The sequence below is a fragment of the Endothiovibrio diazotrophicus genome (genome assembly GCF_054657215.1).
This window is the reverse complement of sequence record NZ_BAAHXB010000016.1, coordinates 51,339-75,780: the sequence shown is the minus strand read 5'-3', so window position 1 is coordinate 75,780 and position 24,442 is coordinate 51,339. Positions and strand designations below refer to the sequence as shown.

Here is a 24,442-nt window from a genome sequence, read left to right as displayed (position 1 = left end):
CTTTCGCGGGCCCTTACCCCCCACGGCGAGGCGGAGACGCCCATCAGCAGCGCATCTCCTCGGTGACGGACTCCGGCGTCTCGGGCTCGGCATAGCGGGCGCGGATCGCGCTCACCTCCTGGCGCCGTTCGAGAAACGCCGCCACCAGCGACGGATCGAACTGGCTCCCGGCGTGCGCCGCCAGATAGTCGAAGGCCCGCGTCTCCTCCCATGCCGCTTTGTAGGGGCGTGGCGAGGTCAACGCGTCGAACACGTCACACACCGCGGTGATCCGCCCGACCAGCGGGATCGCCGCCCCCGCCAGCCCGCACGGGTAGCCTTCGCCGTCCCACCGCTCGTGGTGGGTCAGCGCCACCTCGCGGGACATCTCCAGCAGGTCGTGGCCGTGGCCCTGCAACAGCTCCGCGCCGATCACGGTGTGGCGCTTCATCACCTCCCACTCCGTGGCGTCCAGCCGTCCCGGCTTGAGCAGGATCGCGTCGGGGATGCCGATCTTGCCGATATCGTGCATCGGGCTGGCGTGGAGCAGCCGCTCCACCGCCCGTGCCTCCATGCCGACGGCCCGGCCGAGCAGCTCGCACAGCTTGCCCACCCGGATCACATGCAGACCGGTCTCGTTGTCGCGGTATTCGGCGGCGCGGCCGAGGCGGTGGATGATCTCGCGGCGGGTGCGCCACAGCTCGCGGGTGCGCTCGCGCACCTTGCGCTCCAGGATCAGGTTCTGGTCGCGCACCTGCTCGTGGAGCAGCCGTACCTCGAGCAGGTTGCGGATGCGGTTGAGCACCTCGACCCGGTTGAACGGCTTGGTGACGAAATCCTTGGCCCCCGAGGAGAGGGCGCGCACCCGGGTCTCGTCGTCGGTCTGGGCGGTGAGCACCAGCACCGGCAGGTAGTCCCCCCGCTCCACCTCGCGCAGCCGACGCATCACCTCGAAGCCGTCCAGGTGTGGCATGCGCAGATCGAGCAGGATCAGGTCGAAGGCGCGCTTGCGATGCCGTTCCGCCACTCGCCGCGGGTCGTACTCGCCGGTGAAGTCGCGGTAGCCCTCCATGTGCAGCATCCGCTCCAGCATACGGATGTTGATCGTCTCATCATCGACCACCAGGATCCTGGCGTTGAGTATTTCCCTGATCATCCCATCTCCCCCTTCACGCCCCCGGGATACGGCCCACCCGCGGCAGCGGGTCGCCCGCCTCTTCACACTCGCCGATCGACCGACGGCCGCTCGGCGACCCGCTCCGGGACCATGCCGTGGAGCCCCTCGGCATGGCCGACGAACGGCCCCCCCTCCCCCGCTCACGCCCCGCCCGCCGGGACCATCGGCCCGAACGGGGCGCCGTGGGCGAGCAGCGGCGCCGGCGCCGCGCCGGCGGCGGGGGCGGGCGGCGCGGCCTGCACGGTGAAGAAGGCGATCGAACGCTTCAGTTCCCGGGCCTGGGCGGAGAGCGCCTCGGAGGTGGCCGCCAGCTCCTCGGAGGCCGCCGCGTTCTGCTGGATCACCGTGTCCTGCTCCTGCACCGCCTGGTTGATCTGCTCGGCGCCGGTGTACTGCTCGGCGCTGGCGGCGTTGATCTCCTGCACCAGGTCGGCGGTGCGGCGGATCTCCGGGACGATCTGCACCAGCAGCTCGCCGGCCCGCTCGGCCACCTCCAGGCTGTCGGCGGAGAGGTCGCTGATCTCGCTCGCCGCCCCCTGGCTGCGCTCGGCCAGCTTGCGCACCTCGGCGGCGACCACCGCGAAGCCCTTGCCGGCATCGCCGGCGCGCGCCGCCTCGATGGTGGCGTTGAGCGCCAGCAGGTTGGTCTGGCGGGCGATCTCCTCAATGATCGTGATGCGCTCGGCGATCTGCTTCATGGCGGTGACCGTTGCCGCCACCGCCTCGCCACCGTGGGTCGCGTCGCCGGCCATCTGCTGTGCGATCTGCTCGGTCTGCTGGGCGTTGTCGGCGTTCTGGCGGATGATCGAAACCATCTCATCCATCGACGAGGAGAGCTGCTCGACCGCCGCCGCCTGCTCGGTGGTCCCCTGGGAGAGCCCCTGGGCGGCGCTGCTCAGCTGCTCGCTGCCGCTGGCCACGCCTTGGGAGGAGATCTCCACCTCGCCGATCACCCGGCGCAGGCTACGCACCATCTCGCCCATCGCCCGCAGCAGCCGGCCGGCCTCGTCGTCGCGGTCGCTCTCCAGCTCCATGGTCAGGTCGCCGCCGGCGAGCCGCTGCGCCACCTCCACCGCCTGGTTGAGCGGGCGGGTGACCGAACGGATGATCAGGTAGGCCAGCAGCAGCGCGAGCAGGGTCGCCCCCACCGTCGGCACCAGGAAATTGACCCGCATCGCCGCCAGTTGCTCCTCCACGTCGTCGACGTAGATGCCGCTGCCGATCACCCAGCCCCACGGCGCGAACAGCTTGACGTAGGAGATCTTCGCCACCGGCTCGCTCTCGCCCGGTTTGGCCCACTTGTAGTCCACCAGCCCCTCGCCCTTGTCGGCGGCGACCCGCGCCATCTCGACGAAGAGCTGCTTGCCGTCGGGGTCGCGGCTCTCGGTGACGTCCTTACCCACCGCCTCCTGCTTGAAGGGGTGCATCACCAGGGTGCGGTCGCGGTCGATGACGAAGAAGTACTCCTCGCCGTGGTAGCGCAGCTGCTCCAGGGCGGCGGCGGCGCGTTTCATCGCCTCGATGCGGCTCAGCTCGCCGGTCTCGGCGCGCCGCTCGAATCCCGCGGCCACGTGATAGGCCACCTCCACCACCGCCTTGATGGCGTCCTCCTTCTCATGCATCAGGCTGCGTTCCACCATCGGCAGGAAGAACACGACCAGCCCCCACAGGGCGAAGGCGGTCACCGTGACGAACAGCCCGAGAATCTTCACCGACGCCCCGAGGTCGCGGAAGCGGCGGATACGCATCGTCTTCATGGTCATGACCGTTCTCCTAATGCCGGCCTTGCGGCGCGGCCTGTACACGTTGACCGGCGACGGGCGCGAACGGCGCCTCCGCCCCGGATTCCTGCTCCCCGACCACCCGGTCGAGCAGCGACATCTCCTCTACCGAAAGCACCGCATCCACCTGCAGGAGGATCATGAAGCCCCCCTGCGCGGGGACCATCCCCTCGATGAAGTCAGTGCGCACCCGGGCGCCGAAGGCCGGCGGCGGCTCGATCTGCGCCGCGGCAATCTCCAGCACCTGGCGTACCCCGTCGACCAGCATGCCGATGGCCAGCGGCTCCTCGCCCTCGCCGGCCGCCACCTCGACGATGACGATGCAGCTGTCGACGCTCAGCTCGGCCGGGTGGCGACCGAGGCGCACCGAGAGATCGATCACCGGCACCACCCGGCCGCGCAGATTGAACACCCCGCGGATGAACTCCGGCACCAGGGGGACGTAGGTCAGCTCCCCGTACTCGATGATCTCCTGGATGCGGCTGATCGCCATGGAGAACACCTCGCCGCCGAGGACGAAGGTGAGATACTGCTCACCGCCGCCCGCCATCTTCGTCTCCTCGCCGTTGTGCCGTTTCATCAGTGACCTCCCGCGGTGAACGGAACGAACTCACCCTCCGCAGCGGCTCGCCCCGCGGCCCCAAAGCGGAAACCGGTAGCGGCGGAGTTCACCGCGCGATGGACCAGTTCCGGCACGTCGAGGATCAGCGCCACCTCGCCGCTGCCGAGGATGGTCGAGCCGCTGATCCCGCGCAGCCGGCGGAACAGCGGGCCGAGGGGTTTGATCACCGTCTGCGTCCCGCCGAGCAGCTCGTCGACCACCAGCCCGGCCTTGTGGCCGCCGGTGCGCACCACCACGATGTTCTCCTCACCGTCGCCGCGACGGTCGTGGAACAGCTCGCCCATGCGCAGGTAGGGCAGCACCTCGCCGCGCAGGTTGAACAGGCCATGGCTCCCCGCCCCACCGCCGCCGCAGTCGGCCAGTTCGATGCACTCGACGATCATGTCCAGCGGCACCACGTAGCGGGTGCGCCCCACGCGCAGCAGGAAGCCGTCGATGATCGACAGGGTGAGCGGCAGGCGGATGCGCACCCGGCAGCCAGCCCCCTCGCGGCTCTCCAGCTCCACCGTGCCGCGCAGCGCCTCGATGTTGCGCCGCACCACGTCCATGCCGACGCCGCGGCCGGAGAGCTTGCTCACCTGCTCCGCGGTGGAGAAGCCGGCCTCGAAGATCAACCGGAAGAGGTCGCGATCGGGAAGCGGCGGCGGCTGGTCGAGCACCGAGGGTTCGAGCAGCCCGCGCTCCACCGCGCGGGCGAGGATCCGCCCGCGGGAGAGACCGCGGCCGTCGTCGGCCACCTCGATGACGATGCTGCCGGAGTCGTAGTAGGCCTCCAGGCTGAGCCGCCCGACCTCGGGCTTGCCGGCGGCGAGCCGCTCGGCAGGCCCCTCCAGGCCGTGGTCCATGGCGTTGCGCACCAGGTGCAGCAGCGGGTCGCCGACCCGCTCGGCCACCACCTTGTCCAGCTCGGCGTCGCCGCCGCGCACCACCAGCTCGATCTTCTTGCCCAGCTCGTGGGCGCCGTCGCGCACCACCCGCTGGAAGCGGCGGAAGGTCTCGCCGATCGGCACCATGCGCAGGCGCAGGGCGGTGTCGCGGATGTCCTCGACCAGCCGGGCGATCCCCTCGTGGGCCGCCACCAGCTCGCCGATCCCGGCGCGCCGCGCCAGCAGGTCGCCGCCGGCCACGCCGATCACCAGTTCGCCCACCAGGTTGATCAGCTCGTCGAGACGCGCCGCGTCGATGCGCACGGTGGCGCCGGCGGCCGACTGGGTAGCCGCTTGGGCAGCCGGCTGGGCGGTGGCTTGCGCGACGGCAGGCGGCGACGGTGACTCCGCGTCCGCGGTCGCGGCCACCGCCGGAGGCGCGGTGGCACCGGAAGGCACGGGAACCGGAGCCGCGGCCGGCGCCACGACCGCCGCCCGCCGCGCCGGCACGGTGCCACAGGCGGCGAGCAGCTCGCGCCCGCGTAGCGGCCCCTCGGGGAGCTGGGCCAGCCACAGGTCGAAACGTTCCTCCGCGGCGCCCGGCGGGAATATGGTCAAGCGGCAGCTGTCGCGGACGAACTCGAACACCTCCTCGATCTGCGCTTCGGTGACCGCCCCGCGGAAACCCACCTCGAAGCCGAGGTAATTGCTCTCGGGGTCCAGCTCCGAGGCCTCCGGCAGCGCGTCGGTCACGGTCTCCACCGCCTCGACGCGGCCGAGCCGGTTGAGACAACGGACGAAGGCCAGCGGATCGAGCCCGGCGCGCAGCACGTCGCCGTCGAAACGCAGCGAGATGTGCCAGTGGCCGTCGGCCGCCGCGGCCGGTTCCGCCTCCGGTTCCGTCGCGGGCGACGCCGCGCTCGCCGGCGGGGCAGCCTCGACCGGCGCCTCGTCGAGGCAGCGGGCGAGCCGCGCGCCGAGCGCCGCGTCCGCCTCGCGCAGGCGGACCGGGTCGTCCCCCCGTGCCCCGGGCTCTCCGATGACCGGCTCCGCGCCGCCCGCCCCCCTTTCGAGGGGCGCTCCGGGGCGGTGCGGGAATGTAGTCAAATTCATTACCATCCACTCCATCGGTGCCGCTGAACCTACCCCTTCCGAAATCTTCGATTTCGTAGGAAACACCACAAAACGAGGTGGGCTAATACGACTGATGGCTAAACAGTAGAGGAATTTTCCTACTTCATATGCCGCATTTACCTTGTTTAAATCGCAATATTTATTTCATACGTGTAAAGAAATATTTACAAAAATCAGCAGAAGTACGATCGAAAAATAAGGGGTTTGGGAAGGGGGGACGAGGATGACCCGAACAAGCGGTACGGGCCGTCGGACGTCTAGTCGTCCAACAGGCCGTGGGTCAGCGCCAGCTTGATCAGCTCCGAGCGGCTATCCACCCCGAGCTTCTGCCGGATGCGATGGGCATAGGTGGCGATGGTGTTCTCGCTGACGCAGAGCTCGCTGGCGATATCACCGTAGCGGCGGCCGCGGGCGAGCTGGAGGAAGACGTTGAACTCCCGTGAGGAGAGGTGTCCGAAGGGGTTCTCCGGCTGCCGGCGGGTATGGCGCAGGGCGATCTCCTGGGCGATCTCCGGATCGATGAAGTGGCCGCCGCCGGCCACCGTGCGGATCGCCTCGATCAGCAGTTCCGGGGTGACGCACTTGCAGAGGTAGCCGGAGGCCCCCTCGGCCAGCGCCCGTTCGGCGAACATCGGCTCCTTGCGGCCACTGAGGATCAGCACGTTGGCATCGTCGTCGCGGGCGAGCAGCCGGTGGAGGGTCTCCATGCCGTCCATCGGCTCCATCATCAGGTCGAGCAGCACCACGTCGGGGACGCATTCAGCGTACTGCCGCAGGCACTGCGCACCGCCATCGGCCTCCCCGGCCACGCGGAAGCCGCCGACGGTCTCCAGCAAGTAGCGGAAGCCGGCGCGAACCACGCGGTGGTCGTCGACGATGAGGACGCTGATCGGTTCAAGCATGGAAGTGACGGAGTGGGGGTAAGTGCGGAATTACACTTCGAAGATAGCCGGACGGCAACGACACCGCCATTGCCGGGTAGGCTCTCCCGACCGCGCGCCCCCCATATTCTTCCTTTTCCCACCCTCGCTCCGTCTGGATTGCACGGCGGCCATGGGAAAAGGAAGTCAGGATCGGATGCCGGTGCCCTTGTCGAGCAGCCGCAGGCAGTAGGCGTAGAGCACCACCACGAACAGGCCGATGATCGCAAAGGCGCTGCCCATGTGGACGTCGCTCACCCCGAGCAGACCGTAGCGGTAGGCATTGACCACGTAGAGGATCGGATTGAACCGCGACACCTCCTGCCACACCCCGGGCAACATGGCGATGGAGTAGAACACCCCGCCCAGATAGGTGAGCGGGGTGAGGATGAAGGTGGGGATGATGCTGATGTCGTCGAAGGTCTTGGCGTGGATGGCGTTGATGAAGCCGCCGAGGGAGGCGATGAGCGCCGACAGCAATACCGCCGCCGCGGTGATGCCGAACGAATGCAGGTGGAGATCGGTGAACAGCGAGGCGACCACCGCCACCGCCGCCCCCACCGCCAGCCCGCGCGCCACCCCGCCACCGACGTAACCGAGCAGGATCAGGCGGTTGGGCAGCGGCGCCACCAGCAGCTCCTCGACGTAGCGCTGCATCTTGGCGCTGAAGAAGGAGGAGACCACGTTGGAGTAGGCGTTGGTGATCACCGACATGCCGATCAGTCCCGGCACGATGTAGTCGATGAAGCGGTAACCGTCGATGGGGCTGATCTGGCTGCCGATCAGGCGGCCGAAAATGACGAAATAGAGACCGGTGGTGACCGCCGCCGGCAGCACGGTCTGCGGCCAGATACGCACGAAGCGGCGCACCTCCTTGCGCAGCAGGGTGGAAAAGGCGATCCAGTGGGGGTGGGTTCGCTTCATGGACGCTCCTCCACCAGCGACAGGAACAGCTCCTCCAGCCGGTTGTGACGATTGCGCATGCTCACCACCTCGATGCCGTGGCGCTCCAGCTGGCGGAACAGCGGATTGATCCCCAGCGACCGCGGCACCTCCACCTCCAGCACCTTGTCCTCGGCCCGCAGCAGCCGATACCCCTCCAACTCCGGCGCTTCCGCCGGCGATTCCCGGGTATCGAGGATGAACACCTCACAGTCGAGCTTGCCGAGCAGCGCCTTGATCGAGGTGTTCTCGATGATCTCCCCCTCGTCGATGATGGCGATGTTGCGGCACAGCCGCTCGGCCTCCTCCAGGTAGTGAGTGGTGAGGATGATGGTGGTGCCGGCGGCATTGATCTCGGTGAGGAAGTCCCACATGTGGCGACGCAGCTCGATGTCCACCCCGGCGGTGGGCTCGTCGAGGATCAGCAGCCGCGGCGCGTGGACCAGGGCGCGGGCGATCATCAGCCGCCGCTTCATGCCGCCGGAAAGGTTGCGCGCCGTGCCCCGGCGTTTCTCCCACAGCCCCAGTCGCTGGAGAAAGTGGTCGCAGCGCTCCCGTGCCTCGGCCCCGGCCATGCCGTAGTAGCCGGCCTGGTTGAGGACGATCTCCTCCACCGGCTCGAAGATGTTGAAGTTGAACTCCTGGGGCACCACGCCGATCGCGCAGCGGGCGGCCATCGGCGCGCGGTCGATGTCGTGGCCAAACACCTCCACCGCGCCCCCCGATTTGTTGACCAGGGAGGTGACGATACCGATGGTGGTCGACTTGCCCGCCCCGTTGGGCCCGAGCAGGGCGAAGAAATCCCCCTGCTCCACCGTGAGGTCGATCCCCTTCAGGGCGACGAAGCCGTTGCGGTAGGTCTTGCAGAGGTTGCGGATGGCGAGGGCGGGGGTCATTTGAATAGGTCGGCAGGTGACAGGCGGGCAGTATACGGATAGCGGGGTGCAGGAAAAACCTACAACTTGTGACCCTTCGGGCAGCCAACGGTCGCGACGTCGCCGAGGCGACGAAAGGAGGCGCGACGGCATCGAAGGAGTGATGCTCACCCTCCCCCATGCGGGTCCGCCGGTCGTTCGATGATCGCAGTGAACTGATTACCCTCCCGATCGTCCACCAGACGCACTGCGGGATAGGCGCGCAACACCCGCGGAATGCCGCTCCCCAACCCCCGGTAGGGGAGCAGATGGGTGGCATGGGACATCAGGCTGGGATTGCGGATGTTGGAGAGTCCGTGACGGATCTGCTCGGTGGTCAGGTGGTTGGGCAGATGGCCCGGGCTGCTGATCTCGATCCGATCTGCGAACAGCAACACGCGCACCGGCGCGTTGATGAAATAGTCGCGATGGATCAGCGCGTTGACCAGCACCCGATCCAGATCGCCGGCCGTGGCCCCCTCCACCGGCAACTCGTCGGCATAGATCAATCCCGCTTGCTGAAACAGGCGTTGCATCTCCTCCCGCGCGGTGACGTGACGTTTGTCCGCACCGCTCTTGACCCAGATCCGGCCCTGATTGTCCATGTAGGGGCGGTTCAGGCCGGTGGGAATCCGCGCCGCGATGACCACGCCGCGCTCGGTCATCACGTTGCTGGTCTGCGGATGGAGCGGCGGGCGCACATGCTGCGACGCCGCGTTGGAGATCAGGTTGTTCAACCGCCCCACGTCCTCGGCGGAGAGGCCGGTGATCTCACCCTCATCGGAGACCCCGATCAGCAACGTTCCACCCGCGCCGTTGGCAAACGCGGCCATCTCCGCCGCCAGCCCGTCGGCGTTGCGGTAGTCCTCCTTGAACTGGTGGTGGCTGTCTTCGCCGCGGGCGACGATCTCTAACAGTTGGGCAAGGTCCATGACTCGTAGATCCGCTTGCGCTCGTTGAAGGCCTCTTCCCCCCCCTCCATGACGTCCACCACCCGCCGCTGCATTCGCGGGTCGTCGACACTGCCGCTCTCGACCATCATCCCCTCCCCCTCGAACCGGCAGGCGAGGATCTGCTCCGCATCGCCCAGCACCGGGATGTTGGCGTTGTGGGTGGCGAAGATGAACTGCATCTGCGGTTTCAACTGTTTGATCAGCTTGATCACCTCCTGATAGAGGGTCTGGTTGTCCAGATCGTCCTCCGGCTGATCGATCAGCACCAGGTCGTTGTCCCGCTGGGAGAGGATGAACAGCATCAGGGCCGAGGCACGCTGCCCGAGGGAGTGGTCGCGCAGCGGCTTGTCGTGGTAGCGCACCTCGAAGTGATTCTCCACCTGATGGGTGAGCAGCGCCTCCAACTCCGCGAGGAAGCGCTCGCGGAAGGCCTCCGCCTTGCCGCGCGCCAGCTTGCACGCCTCGTCCAGATCGCGGTAGATTGCGCCGAAATCCACATATTTCTCCACCAGGGCGCCGAACGCATCCTTACGTACCCCGGTACCGCGGAACAGCTCCTCCATCCTCTTTTCCATCGAGCCCCGATCTCCCTTGAATTCGGTCTCGATGCGTAGCGCCCCGTGGGCCTCGTTGACCCCGGCGAGCGCCCCCTCCAAGGTGCGGAACTCCTGGAGCCACGCCTCGTTCAAGGCGGCCAGGGCCTGCGCCAGAACGGCCTCCCGATCGTGCTCCCGCGCGAGCCGCGCCCCCAGCTCCTCCACCTGCTGCTTCAGCGCAACCTGCCGACGGCTCAGCCCCTTGAACTCATCGGTCGACACCTGCTCGTGCCCCTGCGCCTTCAATTCACCGGCGATCTGCCGCTCCACCTCGGCGAACTCCTGCTTCTGGGTGGTCTGCCGCGTCTCCAACTCCCCCCGCATCGCCCGCAGCTTGGTCAACGCTGCGCGATTTTCGTCGATCAGGCGATGCAGCGTGGAAAGGCCCTCGCGCACCGGAGCGAAGGCCTGCCGGTACCCCTCCAAGAACGTCTCGGAGACCTCGGAGCGGTAGCGATCCACGTTGGCGATATCGTCCTCGTGCTCACGCAGCATCTCCTCCAGGGAGCGGAGCAACGCCTCCACCCGCTGTTCGGTCCGCGCGCAGTGGCGCAGGTCCTTCTCCAGCTCCAGCTGCTCCTTCAGGCGCGCCTCGATACCGAACTGGGCGTAGATCCCCAACTGGTGCTCCACGCCACTCAATTCATCCAGTTTAGCGGCGAGCCGCTCCGCCTCCTCGGCGGTCCAGCGGACACCGCGCACCGCCTCCACCACCGCCTGGCGGGCCCCTCGGATCCGCTCTCGAATCCCGCCCAGACGGTCGCCGACCAGCTTCTCCACCAGGTCCCGCTCGAACCCCTCACCGGTGGCGGAGAGGTCCTTCTGACCGAAGTAGAGCGGCTTACGCAGCACCGTCCCCTCCACCTGAACGCCCGGCTGCATCGCTCCCTCGCGATAGACGTCCGGCGCGTGGTTGACGATCCGCCGCACCTCGTAGACCTGCCCCAGGTGGTTGCGCGCCTCGACCACCACCACCCCGCCGCTGCCCACCAGATGGGGCAACAGCTTCTCCTTGTACTCGCGGTCCTGGGCCTTCTCACCGAACGGCAGCCCGATGGCGAAGCGGATCGCCTCGAGCAGGCTGGACTTGCCGCTGCCGCGAATGCCGATCAGGCAATTGAGGCCGGGGTTGAGGGAATAGCGTCTTCCCTCCAGCAGCCCCCCCTCGAAACGCACCGCCTCGATATGCGAGTGGCCGAGCGAAGGCGCCTCGCGGGCGACCCGTTCCGCCGCACTGCCGAGGGCGAAGCGCACCGCCTCGAAGTCGAAGGAGCCCAATTTGAGATAGCCGGAGCGGCCCTGACCGATCCCCCCGATCCCCTCGTGGGCCCGGTCGCTTCCCTGCACGCAGGCGATCTCCCGGCCGGCCAGTTGGCACAACCGCTGGTAGTTCTGGAGATTGCCGCTCTTCTGTATCGCCAGAACGCGCCGGAATGCCTCTTGCTGAACGAACTGTTCCAGCGTACGCCCCTTGAGTACCTTGAACAGGCCATTGGTATCGTCCACGTGTGCCAGCATCAGGAAATAGCCGAGGCCCAATACGTCCAGGTGCGCCACCGTCTCCTGCAAATCGAATCTGGAGTTGGGATAGTTCGGGGCGTCGTAGTTTGGGATACCAAGAAAGGCTGCGTTGAGGAAGTTGTTGATCCGGTCCTCCCCCTCGTACCAGCTGTGGCTGAAGACGATCAGCAGATGGATCCCCTCGCGCAGCGAGAACTCCAAGCCCGGAAAGAGCGCGATCCCCTCCCTCTCCGCCGCCTTTTCCAGCTCCTTGAACTCCTCACGGTCGAACTTGTTGTGATTGGTCACCACGCCGAGCCGGATCGACGCCGCCCGCAACGCCGCGACATACGCCTGCCGATAGTCGTGCTTCTCCATGACCCGCGCCTCGGGCGAGAACTCGCGATCGGCACGGGTATGCAGATGGAAATCGGCCCGCACCCATTCGCTGCCGTGGGGGAAACGCCCCACGGACGAGTCAGGAGTCGGAATGGAGGGAGGTGCGGTGTCGGCCTGACTCATGAAACGGCTCGGTGGCGCCTCAGATGACCCGGGAAGCCTGTCGGGCTCTCGAGCGGCCATCCATCGGCGGGCGTGGAATCCAAGGAAGCTCCCATTATCGACATTTCGAACCGCGCGCCAAGTCGAACCCCACGCTGCCGGGATGTGCATGGGAGAGTGCCTTGACCGGTAAGACAGAAATGAATTATCGGAAATTTCTTACACGCCACTCCGATATACTCCTCCCCGCCCGGCACTCCAGGAAAATCTTACCGACAACAACGACATGGACCTCGACGCCCTGCTGGAGCGAACGCTCCTCCTCGATCTGGAGACCGATCACGACGGCCGCCTCCTCGCCCTCGGAGCCCAACTGGCAAGCGACACCCTCCAACGGCGACACCCCTTCGACCGGGCGGCGAGCCTCGCGGCGCTGGAGGCGCTCGCGAAACGGGCCGAATACCTCCTCGGCCACAATCTACTCGACCACGACCTGCCGATCCTCCACGGCCTCGGCGCCACCCCGCGGCTGCTCGAACGGCCGGTGATCGACACCCTCTTTCTCTCCCCCCTGGCCTTTCCCGAGAATCCCTACCATCACCTGATCAAGGACTACAAGCTGGTCCGCGACCACCGCAACGACCCGCTGCTCGACGCCCGGCTCGCCGCCCGGGTGTTCCGCGACCAGTGGCAGGCGTTTGCCGAGCAGGAGGCGCATCACCCCGGTCTGCTCGCCCTCTATCGCTGGTGTTTCTCCGCCGATCCCCGCTACCGCGGGATCGTCGAGGTATTCTCCGCCCTCGGCGCCGCCCCGCTGGACGACACCGAAGCGATCGTCCGGTGGCAAGCCCTGATCGCCGACCGTACCTGCACCACCGCTGCCGACAAGCTGGCCCGGTCGCTGCTCACCACCCCCGAGCGCCGCCCGCCGCTCGCCTACACCCTGGCCTGGCTGCGCGTCGCCGGCGGTGACTCGGTGCTCCCCGCGTGGGTCCGCCACACCTTCAAGGAGGTGCCGCGCCAGCTGCGCCGGCTGCGCGACCGCCCCTGCGGCGATCCCGCCTGCCGCTACTGCCGCGAGACCCACGACCCGGCGGGCCAGTTGGAGCGCTTCTTCGGTTTCCCCGCCTTCCGCCCGCTCCCCGCCGCGGCGGACGGCTCCAGCCTGCAACAGGCGATCGTCACCGCCGGCATGCGCGACCAGCCGCTCTTCGCCATCCTCCCCACCGGCGGCGGCAAATCGCTCTGCTACCAGCTCCCCGCCCTGGTGCGCTACCTGCGCCGCGGCGTGCTGACCATCGTCATCTCGCCGCTGCAGGCGCTGATGAAGGACCAGGTGGAGAATCTGGCGCGCAACAGCGGCTCGATCAACGCCGCGGCGCTCTCCGGCATGCTCACCCCGCCGGAACGGAGCGAGGTGCTGGAGCGGGTGCGCCTGGGCACGGTGGCGCTGCTCTACGTCGCCCCGGAGCAATTGCGCAATACTTCCTTCATCAACGCCATCAAGCAGCGCGAGATCGGCGCCTGGGTCTTCGACGAGGCCCACTGCCTCTCCAAGTGGGGCCACGACTTCCGCCCCGACTACCTCTATGCCGCCCGCTTCATCAAGGAGCATGCGAGCGAGAGCGGCGAGCCGCTGCCGCCGGTGCAGTGCTTCACCGCCACCGCCAAGCAGGAGGTGAAGGGGGAGATCCTGGAGCACTTCCAGCGCGAGCTGGGCCAATCGCTCGAGGTCTTCGCCGGCGGCGTCGACCGCGACAACCTCACCTTCGAGGTGCAGCTCACCCGCGCCGCCGAGAAGCAGCCGCGGATCGACGAGCTGCTGCGCGAGGGGCTCGCCGAGGCGGGTGCGGCGGTGGTCTACTGCGCCAGCCGTGCCGCCACCGAGGAGACCGCCACATTCCTGCGCGGCCGGGGGTGGAGCGCCGAGTGCTTCCACGCCGGCCTGGAGGTGCCGCGCAAGCGCCAGATCCAGGACGCCTTCGTCGCCGGCGAGCTGCGCGTGATCTGTGCCACCAACGCCTTCGGCATGGGGATCGACAAGGAGGACGTGCGGCTGGTGATCCACGCCGACATCCCCGGCTCGCTCGAAAACTACCTGCAGGAGGCCGGACGCGCCGGCCGCGACCGCCGGGCGGCGCGCTGCATCCTGCTCTACGAGGAGCGGGACATCGAGCAGCAGTTCAAGCTCGGCGCCCTCTCCGAGCTGAGCCGCCACGATCTCTATCTCTTGCTGAGGGCAATCCGGAAAGTCGCCAAGAAGTTCAAGAAAGAGGAGGTCGCGCTCACTCCCGGCGAGCTGTTGCGCCAGGATGATCTGGAAGTCTCCTTCGAGCGCGACGACCGCCAGGCCGACACCAAGGTGAAGACCGCGGTGGCGTGGCTGGAGCGCGCCGGCTATCTGGAGCGCAACCGCAACCGCACCCAGGTCTTCCAGGGGCGCCCCAAGGTGCCCGACCTGGCGGAGGCGGAGCGGCGCATGGAGCGGCTGGTGGAGAACCCGATCCAGCGGGCGCGCTGGCACGCCATCCTGGTACGGCTGTTCAACGCCGACCCCGACGAGGGCTTCAGCGCCGACGAACTGGCCGAGCACACCAGTTTCCGCCGCCACGACGGCGACCGCCCCAGCGAGACCGAGGCGCAACGGGTGCTGCGCACCCTCCAGGACATGGCCGCTCAAGGGCTGATCGAGGAGGGGATGCGCCTCACCGCCTTCGTCCGCCACAAGATCGCCAACGCCTCCAGCCAACTGCTGGAGCAGGTCTGCCGCCTGGAGAAGGCGATGCTCCAGCTCCTCCCCGAGGAGGCACCCGACGCCGCCGACGAAAAGGGCCAGCAGCTCTCCCTGCGCCGCCTCAACCAGCGGCTGCTCGACGACGGCCACGACAGCAACCCGGAGACCCTGCGCCTGCTGCTGGCCAGCCTCAGCCACGACGGCAAGGGGCTGGCCGGTCGCCAGGGCTCGATCGTCCTGCGCCACGTCAGCCGCGACCACTACTCGATCCGCCTGCAACGGAGCTGGCACGATCTGGTGACCACCGCCGAGCGGCGCCACCAGATCGCCCAGAGCGTGCTCAACGCGCTCCTCGCCCGCATCCCGCCGGGCGCCGAGAAGGGCGCCACGGTCCACGTCGACTTCTCCCTCAGCGACCTGCTCCAGGCGCTGCGTGAGGATCTGCTGCTCGCCGACCAGCTACGCGACCCGCTGGCGGCGGTGGATCGCGGCCTGATGTTCCTCCACGAACAGCGGGTGATCACCCTGCAGCAGGGTCTCGCCGTCTTCCGCCAGGCGATGACCCTGCGGCTGAACCCCGAAGCGGCCCGCCGCCGCTACTCCCGGGGCGACTACCAGCCGCTCGCCCACCACTACCAGGAGCGCACCTTCCAGGTCCATGTGATGAACGAGTACGCCCAGCTGGCGTTGCGCAAGATCGGCCAGGCGCTCAACCTGGTCAGCGCCTACTTCACCCTGGAGAAGGGGGAGTTCATCCGCCGCTTCTTCGCCCACCAGAAGGAGATGCTCGCCCGCGCCACCAGCCAAGCCTCGTATCACGAGATCGTCGAGGCCCTCGGCAACCCCGCCCAGCAGGCGATCGTCACCGCCCCGCGGGAACGCAACCTGCTGGTCCTCGCCGGCCCCGGCTCCGGCAAGACCCGCGTGGTGGTCCACCGCTGCGCCTACCTGCTGCGGGTCGAGCGCGTCCCGCCCACGGCGATCATCCTGCTCTGCTACAACCGCGACGCCGCCACCCAACTGCGCCGCCGGCTGCGCGGACTGGTCGGCGACGATGCCCTCGGCGTCACCATCCAGACCTTCCACGGCCTCGCCCTGCGCCTCACCGGCCACTCCTTCGCCACCACCGCCGAACGCAGCGGCGAGCGGATCGACTTCGACGCCCTGCTCGACGAAGCGCTGCAACTGCTGCGCGGCGAACGGGAACTCCCCGGCCTGGAGCGAGATGAGCTGCGCGAACGGCTGCTCGCCGGCTACCGCCACATCCTGGTGGACGAATACCAGGACATCGACCAGCGCCAATACGACCTCATCTCCGCCCTGGCCGGCCGCACCGAGCGCGACGGCGACGACAAGCTGGCGATCCTCGCGGTGGGTGACGACGACCAGAACATCTACGCCTTCCGCCACACCAACGTCGCCTTCATCCGTCGCTTCCAGGCCGAGTACGAGGCCGAGTGCCACTACCTGGTGGAGAACTTCCGCTCCAGCGGCCACATCATCGACGCCGCCAACGCCCTGATCGCCCGCAACGGCGACCGCATGAAGGGCGACCACCCGATCGTCATCGACCGCCGCCGCCGCGACGCGCCCCCCGGCGGCGCCTGGGAGGAGCGCGACCCCCTCGCCCGCGGCCGGGTGCAGATCCTCCCCTTCCACGACGTCGCCCACCAGGCGAAGGCGCTGATCGCCGAACTGGAGCGGCTGCGCCAGAGAGATCCCGGTCTCACATGGAGCCGCTGCGCGGTGATCGCCCGCGAGTGGCGCGGCCTCGACGTGGTGCGCGCCGCCTGCGAGGCGCGCGGCATCCCGGTGCAGACCGCCCGCGAGGCGCGCCGCACCCTCCCCTTCCACCGCGTACGCGAGATCGACGCCTTCCTGGGCGCGCTGAAGGCCGACCGCCAGCGCGCGGTACGCGCCGGCGAACTGCTCGAAACCCTGCCCACCGGCGACGCCAACCCGATCCACCGCGTGCTGCGCGACGCCCTCGGCCAATGGCGCGACGAGAGCGGCGACCATGAGCTCCCGGCCGACCGCGCCATCGAATTCCTCTACGAACTGTTCGGCGACGGCGACTTCACCCCCCGCCTCGGCGAAGGGGTCTACCTGACCACCGCCCACTCCGCCAAGGGACTGGAGTTCGACCACCTGTTCATCGTCGAAGGCGGCTGGCAACACGATCTGAAACAGGGCGGAGCGGAGGCCGTCGAGAGCGAACGCCGCCTCTACTACGTAGCGATGACCCGCGCCCGCCAGACCCTCGCCCTGTTCGCCGCCCCCGGCCACCCCCACCTGCCGAGCGCCGGCGACGAGACCCTGCTGGAACGGGAAGACCCCGCCACCGTCGACCTCCCCGCCGACCGCCTCAACCTGCGCTACGCACGCCTCGGCCTGCGCGAACTCCACCTCGGCTACGCCGCCCGCTACTCCCCCGGCCACCCGACCCACGCCGCCCTCGCCGCCTTGCAACCCGGAAGCCCGCTGCACGCCACCCTCGACCGCGGCACCGTCACCCTCACCACCCCCGCCGGCCACCCCGTCGCCCGCCTCTCCAAGGCCGCCGGCGAACGGTGGCGCCCCCGCCTCCCCGCCATCCAAGCGATCCACGTCACCGCCCTGCTCCGCTGGAACCGCCGCCTCGGCGACCCCAACTACACCTACCGCTGCGACGAATGGGAAGTCCCACTGGTCGAAATCGTATGGCGGGCGTGATCGAAGAGACGACGCCCCCCGGTAGGGTGTGCCGACAACAGGCGGCGCACCAATCCAATCCCGGAACCCGCCGGGACAAACCTCGGTCCCTCCGAACCACGGCGGCCACAGGCCGCCCTGTAGGGCGCGGCGCGCAGGCCGCAACCCCTCCGCCGGCACCCGCCTCAAACGCTGAAAACACCACCGAAGCGCCCCAAGAAAGCGGCGCGCGCCCCTAACTGGGCACCCCTACCTGGCTTTGAAGAACCAAGCCCAACAGCCACTCCCACGAGCCTCAACCCAACGTGACGGTCACCCCCTTAGGGCCGGCGAAAGAATAACTCCCCGTTTTGGGGCGTTGAGACGTCCCTCCGGCAAGGCGCGCAAAGGGGCGCATACTCGTTGTATGTAACCCTTTGCGCAACGCCGCCGGAGGGAGCGGATCGACGTCCCAAAACGGGGAGTTATTCTTTCGCCGGCCCTTACAACCGCCGGCGCAGGATCTCGATCAGCTCCGCGTCGCTCACCACCAGCGGATTGGTCTTCATGCTGGAGCCGCGGCTGGCGGCGGCGATGCGGGGCAGGTCGGCCTCGGTGACGCCGTATTCCGCCAAGCGGGGCAGCTCCAGCAACGTCACCCAGCTGCGCAGGTCCTCCACCAGCGCCTCGCAGGCGCTCTCGTCGGTGTGGGTGTCGGCGGAGAGCAGATGACCGGCGCGGGCGTATTTGGCCAGTGCCGGACTGTCGGGTGCGCGCGCCTTCAGCGCGCGGATGTTGAGCTCCACCGCCTCCGCCAGCAGGGTGCCGCAGGCCACCCCGTGGGGGATCGGGAAGAACGAACCCAGCGGCGGGGCCATGCCGTGAACCGAGCCGAGGCCGGTCTGGGCGAGGCAGACGCCGGAGAGCAGCGAGGCGTAGGCGAGCCGTCCCCGCCCCTCCGCGGCGGAGGCGGCGTCCTCCCACACCGGGAAGAAGCCGTCGCGGAACGCCTCCATGCCGGACCAGGCGAGCGCGTCGGTGAAAGGATTGGCGCGGGTGGAGACATAGGACTCGAGCAGTTGGGTGAAGGCGTCCATGCCGTTGGCGGCGATCAGCCCGCGCGGGCAGGAGGCGAGCAGGTCGGGGTCGACCAGCGCCACCCGCGCCACCAGGTCATCGTCGCGGAACGACTTCTTGAAGCCGTCGGTGCCGCGGCGGCTCAAGACCGCGTTCTTGGTCGCCTCGCTGCCGGTTCCGGCGGTGGTGGGAACGGCGATGAAGGGGAGCGGCGGGCCGTGGTAGGGAATCTCGGGGCCGACCCCCTCCAGGTGGTCCATCACCGAGTTGCCGTGGGGCAGCAGCCCGGCGATCGCTTTCGCCGCGTCGAGCACGCTGCCACCACCGATGCCGGCGACGCATTCGAACCCCTGCCCCTTGAACTGCGCCACTGCAGTATCCACCAGCTCCGGCGACGGCTCATCCTCTACCGAAAACAGCTCCCACTGGACCCCTAAGGCGGCCAATCCCCCGGTGAGGCGCTGCCAATACGCCCCCTCGCGAAACGAGCGGCGACCGATAACCAGCAACACCTTGCAACCGAAGGCAGCGATCTCCTCGGGCAGTGCGGCGATCTCGCCGGCGCCGAAACGGATGCGGGGAAGACGGGCGATGGAGAAGGCGGGGATGTTCATCGGCTCAACCTTGCGCGGAAAGATGGAAGGGAATCGGACGGGGAGGTTTTACCATGAATGATGGGCGGGGAATGGAGCCGGGTGTAAGTCGTCGCTACCGCGGCGACGCAAACGGAAGCAGCGGGCCTGGGGTCGGCAGCCGCTTTCCGGCGGTTTCGTCCCGCTCGGCAAGACTGGTACGAGATTTATCGGGAGTGCCTTCGTTTGCGTCGCCGCAGTAGCGACGACCACATTCGCCCGACGAGTGGCCCCAAGCCGCGCCACCCAACGCCTTCAGACCCCCTCCCGCACCGCCGGGATCAGCAACCGCTGCCCCACCCGGATGATGCTGTTCTCCTTCAATCCGTTGACCAGCCGCAGGGCGCCGACGTCGACCTGGTAGTCGCGGGCGATGCTGAACAGGGTGTCGCCGCTGCGGATGGTGTGGTGGCGCGGGGCGTTGGGATCGCTCGCGCGCGTCGGCAGCAGCGCCGCGCGCTGCGGCGCCTGCGCCACTGTACGCTCCGGCGGAGGACGCCGGCCCTCGGCGATCCAGGTGCCCGGAGGGGCGTAGCGCTTGAAGTAGACCCGCACCCCGTCCATCACCGCCGCGGCGATCCGCCCCTGGTGCGCCGGGTCGCGCAGCTTGCGCTCCTCCACCGGGTTGGAGAGAAAGCCGGTCTCCACCAGCATGGAGGGGATGTCCGGCGACTTGAGCACCGCGAAGCCGGCCCGCTGAACCCGCCGGCTGTGCAGCTTGCCCAGCGCCTTCAACCGTTTCAGTACCTCGGCGGCGGCCACCGAGCTCTCCTCGATGGTCTTGGTCTGGGACATGTCGAGAAGCACCGAGGCGACCATCTGGTCCTTGTCGTCGAGCGTCACGCCGCCGGCCAGGTCCGCCCGGTTCTCGCTCTCGGCGAGCCAGCGCGCCGCCTCCGAACTGGCCCCGTCCGGCGAAAGGATGTAGACCGAAGAGCCGGAGGCGCCGAAGTCGCGGTAGGAGTCGGCATGGATCGAGATGAAGAGATCGGCCTTGCGCTCACGGGCAATCTTGATCCGGTCGCGCAGCTTGATGAAGCGGTCGCCCCCGCGGATCATCGTCGCGCGCATCCCCGGCTCGTCGTTGATCAACCGCTGGAGGCGGTGGGCAATGGCCAGCACCACGTCCTTCTCGCGGGTGCCGCGGGGACCGATGGCGCCGGGGTCCTTGCCGCCGTGGCCGGGATCGATGGCGATCACCAGGTCGCGCAGCGAAAGCGCCGCCGCCGACCGGGCGGGGCCCCGGGGCTGGATGACGATGTCGCGCAGTTGCCCGCCGGAGGCGGCCACCGCCTTTGCCGCTGCCGTGGGCGCCCTCTTCGCCGGCGCCGTCGGCGCCTCCGGCGGTTCCGCCGGGCCGCCACCGAGCGCCGACACCTCCACCACCAGCCGGTGCCCCTGTCCGCCCGCCGGGGGCAGCAGGGTCGCCGCGTGCTTCGCCCCGCCCGTCAGGTCGAGCACCACCCGCAGTCCATCGCCGCGCGGCGCGCTACGCACCCCGCTCACCACCCCGCCGTGGAGGTCGACGCTGAATTCCGGATCCACCGCCCGCACCGACTTCAGGTCGAAGACCAGCCGCTCCGGGGTGTGCAGGGTGAAACTGTCATAGGCGACCGGGGCACTCAGTTCGAGCTCCAGGCGGCTCGCCGCCGGCTCCCCCGTCAGGCGCAGCGCCGCCACCGAGACGGACTCGGCGTGGAGCAGGCCGGAAAGGGCCGCGAGCAGGGCAAAGAGCAGCGTGCGCATGGGTCGGACCTCGAAGGGCGGATCACTACCCGGGACTTAGCAAGGCGCATACCAAACACAACAAACTATTGTTTTTATTGAATTCGCAGCAGAAAAATGCCGATTCGGCGTGGGCCGGCGGCAACTTTCCGCCGCTCGGCGGCGTGAATCAGCCCCCGGTGGCCGCGGAGGCGACCGAGGTGACCCGCTCCCGCCGCTGGCGGTTCTGCTCGGCAAGGCGGGTGCCGGGCGGGGCGTTCTTGGCGAAGTAGCGACGGACCCCGTCGACCAGCGAGCGGGCCATGCGCGACTGGTCGTAGGAGGAGGAGAGCTGACGCTCCTCCCGGGGATTGGAGATGAAGGCCAACTCCACCAGCATCGAGGGGACGTCCGGCGACTTCAGCACCAGAAAGCCCGCCCGCTCCACGTTGCGCTTGTGCACGCGACCGCGGTGCTTGAACTGCGAGAGCACCTCGCCGGCGGCGACGATGCTGTCTTCCAGGGTGGCGTTCTGCGCCAGATCGAGGAGCACCGCGCTGAGGCTATCCTCCTTGTCGTCGAGGCTCACCCCGCCGATCAGGTCGGCATCGTTCTCCTTCTGCGCCAGCCAGCGCGCCGCCTCGGAGGTGGCACCGCGGTCGGAGAGGACGTAGACCGACGTCCCGCCCACCTTCGGATCGCTGAACGAGTTGGCATGGAGCGAGATGAACAGATCGGCCTTCGCCTCCCGCGCCCGCTTCATCCGCGTGCGCAGGCGGAGGAAGTAGTCGCCGTCGCGGATCATCACCGGCCGCATCCCCGGCTCGCGCTCGATCAGCTTCTCCAGCTTGCGCGCCACTGCCAGCACCACATCCTTCTCGTAGACCCCGCCGGGCCCTTCGGCACCGACGTCCTTGCCGCCGTGGCCGGCGTCGATGGCGACCACGACGTCGCGCAGATCGTTGGCCTTGGCGATCTGCCGGATGCTGCGCACCGGCTGGCCCGGCGACTGGTGGACGGCACTCGGCACGGGCGCCGCGATGGTGAAGCGGGCCACCACTCGCCCACCCTCCAGCGTCAGCTTCGGCTTCGCCGCGGGGGCCCGCTCCAGCTCGACCACCAGCCGCAGCTTCGCCCCGTTCTGCCGATAGCCGTGACGCACCCGCTTCACCGGGGTGCCGGCGATGCCGTTGCGCGGCAGGCGGCCCTTGAGCTTCGCCCCCGCGAAATCGACCACCAGCCGGTCGGGCCGCTCCAGGGTGAACCAGTGGTACTCCACCGGCCCCTCGACGGTCATCTCAACCCGCCCCGCGGCGCCGTCGAAGGAGGCCTCGACCCCGGTCACCGCCCCCCCGGCGGCCCCCGCCGACTCCATCAGGATGCTCAGAAAGAGGATGAATAGCGTGCGCATTGGTCTTTACTTATCATGGTGTTAGGAGAGACTTTTAATACAACCCGTAAGAGTTTGCAAGGCGACGGATAAATTTTTTTTGGCCTTGGAGAAGGAGTCCCGGGGTGGAAAGAGCGCAACGAAACCCACCATGACGCCCTTGCGGGGCGCGAGCACCACTAGGTATTGGGGACGAATCGGAAAAAGGAGCGACGCGAGAAGAAGCGAGGGTATTGAGGAAAAAGTCCGCCATGCCGGCGGAGGGGGTTGGTGGGTTACGGCGCGCCCAACTGCCGGAGTAATTGGGATCGTCCTACGGCTCGGCACAATCGGCGCATGCGGCGGCGAGCCGCTCGCCAAGGGACGTCAGCGGAACCAGGGTGACCCGCCGCCCGCGCTCCAGATGATCGATGACGATGCACAGGTCCGCCGGCGGCAGCAGCACGCCCCCCTTCTCCGGCCACTCGATGAGGAAGATCGACTCCCCGTCGAGGCCGTCGCGCAGCCCCAGGTACTCCAGTTCCTCGGGGTCGGCGAGGCGGTAGAGGTCCAGGTGGTAGAGACGCCGACCGGCCACTTCGTAGGGTTCGATCAGGGTGTAGGTGGGGCTCTTCACCCGACCGGCATGGCCGAGCCCCTGGATGAAGCCGCGCACCAGGGTGGTCTTGCCCGCCCCCAGGTCGCCATCGAGGTGGAGCACCGCCCCCGGCGGACAGTGGCCGGCGATGCAGGCACCGAGCCGCTCCTGGGCCGTTTCGTCGACCGGCAGGAAGGGGGTCACCACGGTCCTCCGGCAGGTGGCGGCGGATTGACCAGGGCACGCAGCCGGCCAATCAGATCGGAGGCGGTCATCCCCCGTTCTCCGTCGGCGGCGGCCAGATCGGCCGCCCCGGCATGCAGGCAGACCCCCAGCTCCGCCGCCTCCCGCCCGTCGAAGCCCTGGGCGAGCAGCGCGCCGATCACCCCGGTGAGTACGTCGCCCATGCCGCCGGCCGCCATGCCGGGATTGCCGGCGGCGCACAGCGCCGGCACGCCGCCGGCGACCTGGATCAGGCTGCCGGCCCCCTTCAGCACCGCCACGCCGCCGTAGCGGGAGGCGAGCCCGGCGGCGGCGGCGAGGCGGTCCGCCTGGACCTCGGCCGTGGCGCACCCGAGCAGTCGCGACGCCTCACCGGGGTGGGGGGTGAGGACCCAGTCGTCGCGCCTCAGGGTCTTGCCCGCCAGCAGATTGAGGGCGTCGGCATCCACCACCACCGAGAGGTGGCTGGTGAGCGCCGCGGCGAGCAGTGACTCGGCCCATTCGCTGCGCCCCAACCCGGGCCCCACCGCAATCACCGTGGCCCGTTCGAGCAGCGGCTCCAGCTCGTCGGCGCCGCACACCCCGCGGCACATCAGCTCCGGCACCGCCGCCGCCATCGCCACCGCGTGCTCCGGGCGGGTGGCGACGCTGACCAGCCCTGCGCCCGCGCGCAGCGCCGCCTCCGCGGCCAGCCGCGCCGCCCCGGCCATGCCGTAGTCACCACCGATCACCAGCAGGTGGCCGAAGGCCCCCTTGTGGGCGTCGCGGCGACGCGGGACCAGCTCACCGCGCGCCCATGCGGCGGTGCATCGCCGGGCGGCCGGCTCGATGCCGTCGTAGACCGCTGCCGGCACCTGCAGGTCATTGAACACCACCTCGCCGCAGTAGTCGGGTCCCTGGCCGGTGAACAGCCCCGGCTTGAGGCCGATGAAGCTCACCGTCAACGCCGCGCGGGGCGCCGCGCCGAGCACCACCCCGCGGTCGGCGTGCAGCCCAGAGGGGATGTCCACCGCCACCACCGGCGCCGGGGCCGCCTCCATCGCCTCCACCGCCTCCCGCCACGCCCCCTCCAGCGGGCGCTCCAGGCCGGTGCCGAAGAGGGCATCGACGATCACCTCGGCGTCACCGAGGGCGGCGGCGTCGAACGCTCGGCTCTCGCCGCCGTAGCCGTGCCACGCCTCGGCCATCACCCGCGCATCGCCCTTCAGCGCGGCCGGATCCCCCAGTTGGAAAAGCCGCACCTCCAGGCCGGCCAACCGCGCCAGCCGGGCGATCACGAAGCCGTCGCCACCGTTGTTGCCGATGCCGCAGAGCACCGCGATGCGCTGCGCCTCCGGCCAGCGCCGGCGCAGGGCATCGAAGGTGGCCTGGCCGGCCCGCTCCATCAGCGTCCCGCCGGGCAGCCCGCGCTCCTCGATGGCGCGGCGGTCCAGCTCGCGCACCTGCGCGGCGCGGTAGAGGTTGACGGGGAGTTGGGGCTCGGCGGCAAAGGCGGACATAATGGTTACTCGTCAGCGAATGTTTGCCGCGCAACATACCTCCCTCCCCCGG

Annotated in this window: 15 protein-coding genes; 1 reads left to right on the top strand and 14 read right to left on the bottom strand. The window is 68.9% G+C overall.

Annotated elements, in window-relative coordinates; genetic code table 11:
* Positions 1–43 precede the first annotated feature (43 nt).
* The 9 genes from ACYQ2W_RS06735 to ACYQ2W_RS06695 all read right to left on the bottom strand — a co-directional run bounded on the left by ACYQ2W_RS06735 (position 44) and on the right by ACYQ2W_RS06695 (position 11,906).
* A complete protein-coding gene (locus ACYQ2W_RS06735; RefSeq protein ID WP_459864542.1) occupies positions 44–1,135 on the bottom strand; it encodes an HD-GYP domain-containing protein in 1,092 nt (363 codons plus the stop codon).
* 161 nt (positions 1,136–1,296) lie between these two features.
* On the bottom strand, positions 1,297–2,919 hold the full coding sequence (locus ACYQ2W_RS06730) for a methyl-accepting chemotaxis protein (protein ID WP_459864540.1): 1,623 nt from the start codon (positions 2,917–2,919) through the stop codon (positions 1,297–1,299).
* A gap of 10 nt (positions 2,920–2,929) precedes the next feature.
* Positions 2,930–3,517, bottom strand: a complete 588-nt coding sequence (locus ACYQ2W_RS06725) for a chemotaxis protein CheW (RefSeq protein WP_459864538.1) — start codon at positions 3,515–3,517, stop codon at positions 2,930–2,932.
* On the bottom strand, positions 3,517–5,538 hold the full coding sequence (locus ACYQ2W_RS06720; protein WP_459864536.1) for a chemotaxis protein CheA: 2,022 nt from the start codon (positions 5,536–5,538) through the stop codon (positions 3,517–3,519). Before ACYQ2W_RS06720 ends, ACYQ2W_RS06725 begins: the two co-directional genes overlap by 1 nt.
* Positions 5,539–5,816: 278 nt before the next feature.
* On the bottom strand, positions 5,817–6,461 hold the full coding sequence (locus ACYQ2W_RS06715) for a response regulator (RefSeq protein WP_459864534.1): 645 nt from the start codon (positions 6,459–6,461) through the stop codon (positions 5,817–5,819).
* 165 nt (positions 6,462–6,626) lie between these two features.
* Positions 6,627–7,403 (bottom strand): ABC transporter permease, encoded by a 777-nt coding sequence (locus tag ACYQ2W_RS06710; protein ID WP_459864532.1) that lies wholly within the window; start codon positions 7,401–7,403, stop codon positions 6,627–6,629.
* The gene (locus ACYQ2W_RS06705; protein ID WP_459864530.1) at positions 7,400–8,317 is read right to left on the bottom strand and encodes an ABC transporter ATP-binding protein; all 918 of its coding nucleotides are present in this window, start codon (positions 8,315–8,317) and stop codon (positions 7,400–7,402) included. Before ACYQ2W_RS06705 ends, ACYQ2W_RS06710 begins: the two co-directional genes overlap by 4 nt.
* 146 nt (positions 8,318–8,463) lie before the next feature.
* Entirely contained in the window at positions 8,464–9,267 is an 804-nt protein-coding gene (locus tag ACYQ2W_RS06700; protein ID WP_459864528.1) for an RNA/DNA-binding domain-containing protein, read from the bottom strand.
* Positions 9,246–11,906, bottom strand: a complete 2,661-nt coding sequence (locus ACYQ2W_RS06695) for a TrlF family AAA-like ATPase (RefSeq protein ID WP_459864526.1) — start codon at positions 11,904–11,906, stop codon at positions 9,246–9,248. Before ACYQ2W_RS06695 ends, ACYQ2W_RS06700 begins: the two co-directional genes overlap by 22 nt.
* 265 nt (positions 11,907–12,171) lie before the next feature.
* Here ACYQ2W_RS06695 and ACYQ2W_RS06690 point away from each other — a divergent pair, with 265 nt between their 5' ends.
* A complete protein-coding gene (locus ACYQ2W_RS06690) occupies positions 12,172–17,331 on the top strand; it encodes a RecQ family ATP-dependent DNA helicase (protein ID WP_459864524.1) in 5,160 nt (1,719 codons plus the stop codon).
* A gap of 461 nt (positions 17,332–17,792) precedes the next feature.
* Here ACYQ2W_RS06690 and ACYQ2W_RS06685 read toward each other — a convergent pair whose 3' ends face one another.
* The 5 genes from ACYQ2W_RS06685 to ACYQ2W_RS06665 all read right to left on the bottom strand — a co-directional run bounded on the left by ACYQ2W_RS06685 (position 17,793) and on the right by ACYQ2W_RS06665 (position 24,390).
* Positions 17,793–18,980 carry an iron-containing alcohol dehydrogenase gene (locus ACYQ2W_RS06685; protein ID WP_459864522.1) on the bottom strand — a complete coding sequence of 396 codons (1,188 nt, stop codon included), beginning with the start codon at positions 18,978–18,980 and terminating at the stop codon, positions 17,793–17,795.
* Between the two features lie 273 nt (positions 18,981–19,253).
* Positions 19,254–20,744, bottom strand: coding sequence for an N-acetylmuramoyl-L-alanine amidase (locus ACYQ2W_RS06680; RefSeq protein ID WP_459864520.1), 1,491 nt, complete (start codon positions 20,742–20,744; stop codon positions 19,254–19,256).
* Positions 20,745–20,892: 148 nt separating this feature from the next.
* Positions 20,893–22,113: an N-acetylmuramoyl-L-alanine amidase gene (locus ACYQ2W_RS06675; RefSeq protein WP_459864518.1), complete on the bottom strand. Its 1,221-nt coding sequence runs from the start codon at positions 22,111–22,113 to the stop codon at positions 20,893–20,895.
* A 292-nt stretch (positions 22,114–22,405) separates the two neighbouring features.
* The gene (gene tsaE / locus ACYQ2W_RS06670) at positions 22,406–22,873 is read right to left on the bottom strand and encodes a tRNA (adenosine(37)-N6)-threonylcarbamoyltransferase complex ATPase subunit type 1 TsaE (RefSeq protein WP_459864515.1); all 468 of its coding nucleotides are present in this window, start codon (positions 22,871–22,873) and stop codon (positions 22,406–22,408) included.
* Positions 22,870–24,390: an NAD(P)H-hydrate dehydratase gene (locus ACYQ2W_RS06665; RefSeq protein WP_459864513.1), complete on the bottom strand. Its 1,521-nt coding sequence runs from the start codon at positions 24,388–24,390 to the stop codon at positions 22,870–22,872. Before ACYQ2W_RS06665 ends, tsaE begins: the two co-directional genes overlap by 4 nt.
* Between the last annotated feature and the right edge of the window lie 52 nt (positions 24,391–24,442).

Excerpts from the sequence above, each read along its gene's own strand:
- ACYQ2W_RS06735 (WP_459864542.1), bottom strand. The coding sequence starts at position 1,135 with ATGATCAGGGAAATACTCAACGCCAGGATCCTGGTGGTCGATGATGAG.
- ACYQ2W_RS06730 (WP_459864540.1), bottom strand. The coding sequence starts at position 2,919 with ATGACCATGAAGACGATGCGTATCCGCCGCTTCCGCGACCTCGGGGCG.
- ACYQ2W_RS06725 (WP_459864538.1), bottom strand. The coding sequence starts at position 3,517 with ATGAAACGGCACAACGGCGAGGAGACGAAGATGGCGGGCGGCGGTGAG.
- ACYQ2W_RS06720 (WP_459864536.1), bottom strand. The coding sequence starts at position 5,538 with ATGAATTTGACTACATTCCCGCACCGCCCCGGAGCGCCCCTCGAAAGG.
- ACYQ2W_RS06715 (WP_459864534.1), bottom strand. The coding sequence starts at position 6,461 with ATGCTTGAACCGATCAGCGTCCTCATCGTCGACGACCACCGCGTGGTT.
- ACYQ2W_RS06710 (WP_459864532.1), bottom strand. The coding sequence starts at position 7,403 with ATGAAGCGAACCCACCCCCACTGGATCGCCTTTTCCACCCTGCTGCGC.
- ACYQ2W_RS06705 (WP_459864530.1), bottom strand. The coding sequence starts at position 8,317 with ATGACCCCCGCCCTCGCCATCCGCAACCTCTGCAAGACCTACCGCAAC.
- ACYQ2W_RS06700 (WP_459864528.1), bottom strand. The coding sequence starts at position 9,267 with ATGGACCTTGCCCAACTGTTAGAGATCGTCGCCCGCGGCGAAGACAGC.
- ACYQ2W_RS06695 (WP_459864526.1), bottom strand. The coding sequence starts at position 11,906 with ATGAGTCAGGCCGACACCGCACCTCCCTCCATTCCGACTCCTGACTCG.
- ACYQ2W_RS06690 (WP_459864524.1), top strand. The coding sequence starts at position 12,172 with ATGGACCTCGACGCCCTGCTGGAGCGAACGCTCCTCCTCGATCTGGAG.
- ACYQ2W_RS06685 (WP_459864522.1), bottom strand. The coding sequence starts at position 18,980 with ATGAACATCCCCGCCTTCTCCATCGCCCGTCTTCCCCGCATCCGTTTC.
- ACYQ2W_RS06680 (WP_459864520.1), bottom strand. The coding sequence starts at position 20,744 with ATGCGCACGCTGCTCTTTGCCCTGCTCGCGGCCCTTTCCGGCCTGCTC.
- ACYQ2W_RS06675 (WP_459864518.1), bottom strand. The coding sequence starts at position 22,113 with ATGCGCACGCTATTCATCCTCTTTCTGAGCATCCTGATGGAGTCGGCG.
- ACYQ2W_RS06665 (WP_459864513.1), bottom strand. The coding sequence starts at position 24,390 with ATGTCCGCCTTTGCCGCCGAGCCCCAACTCCCCGTCAACCTCTACCGC.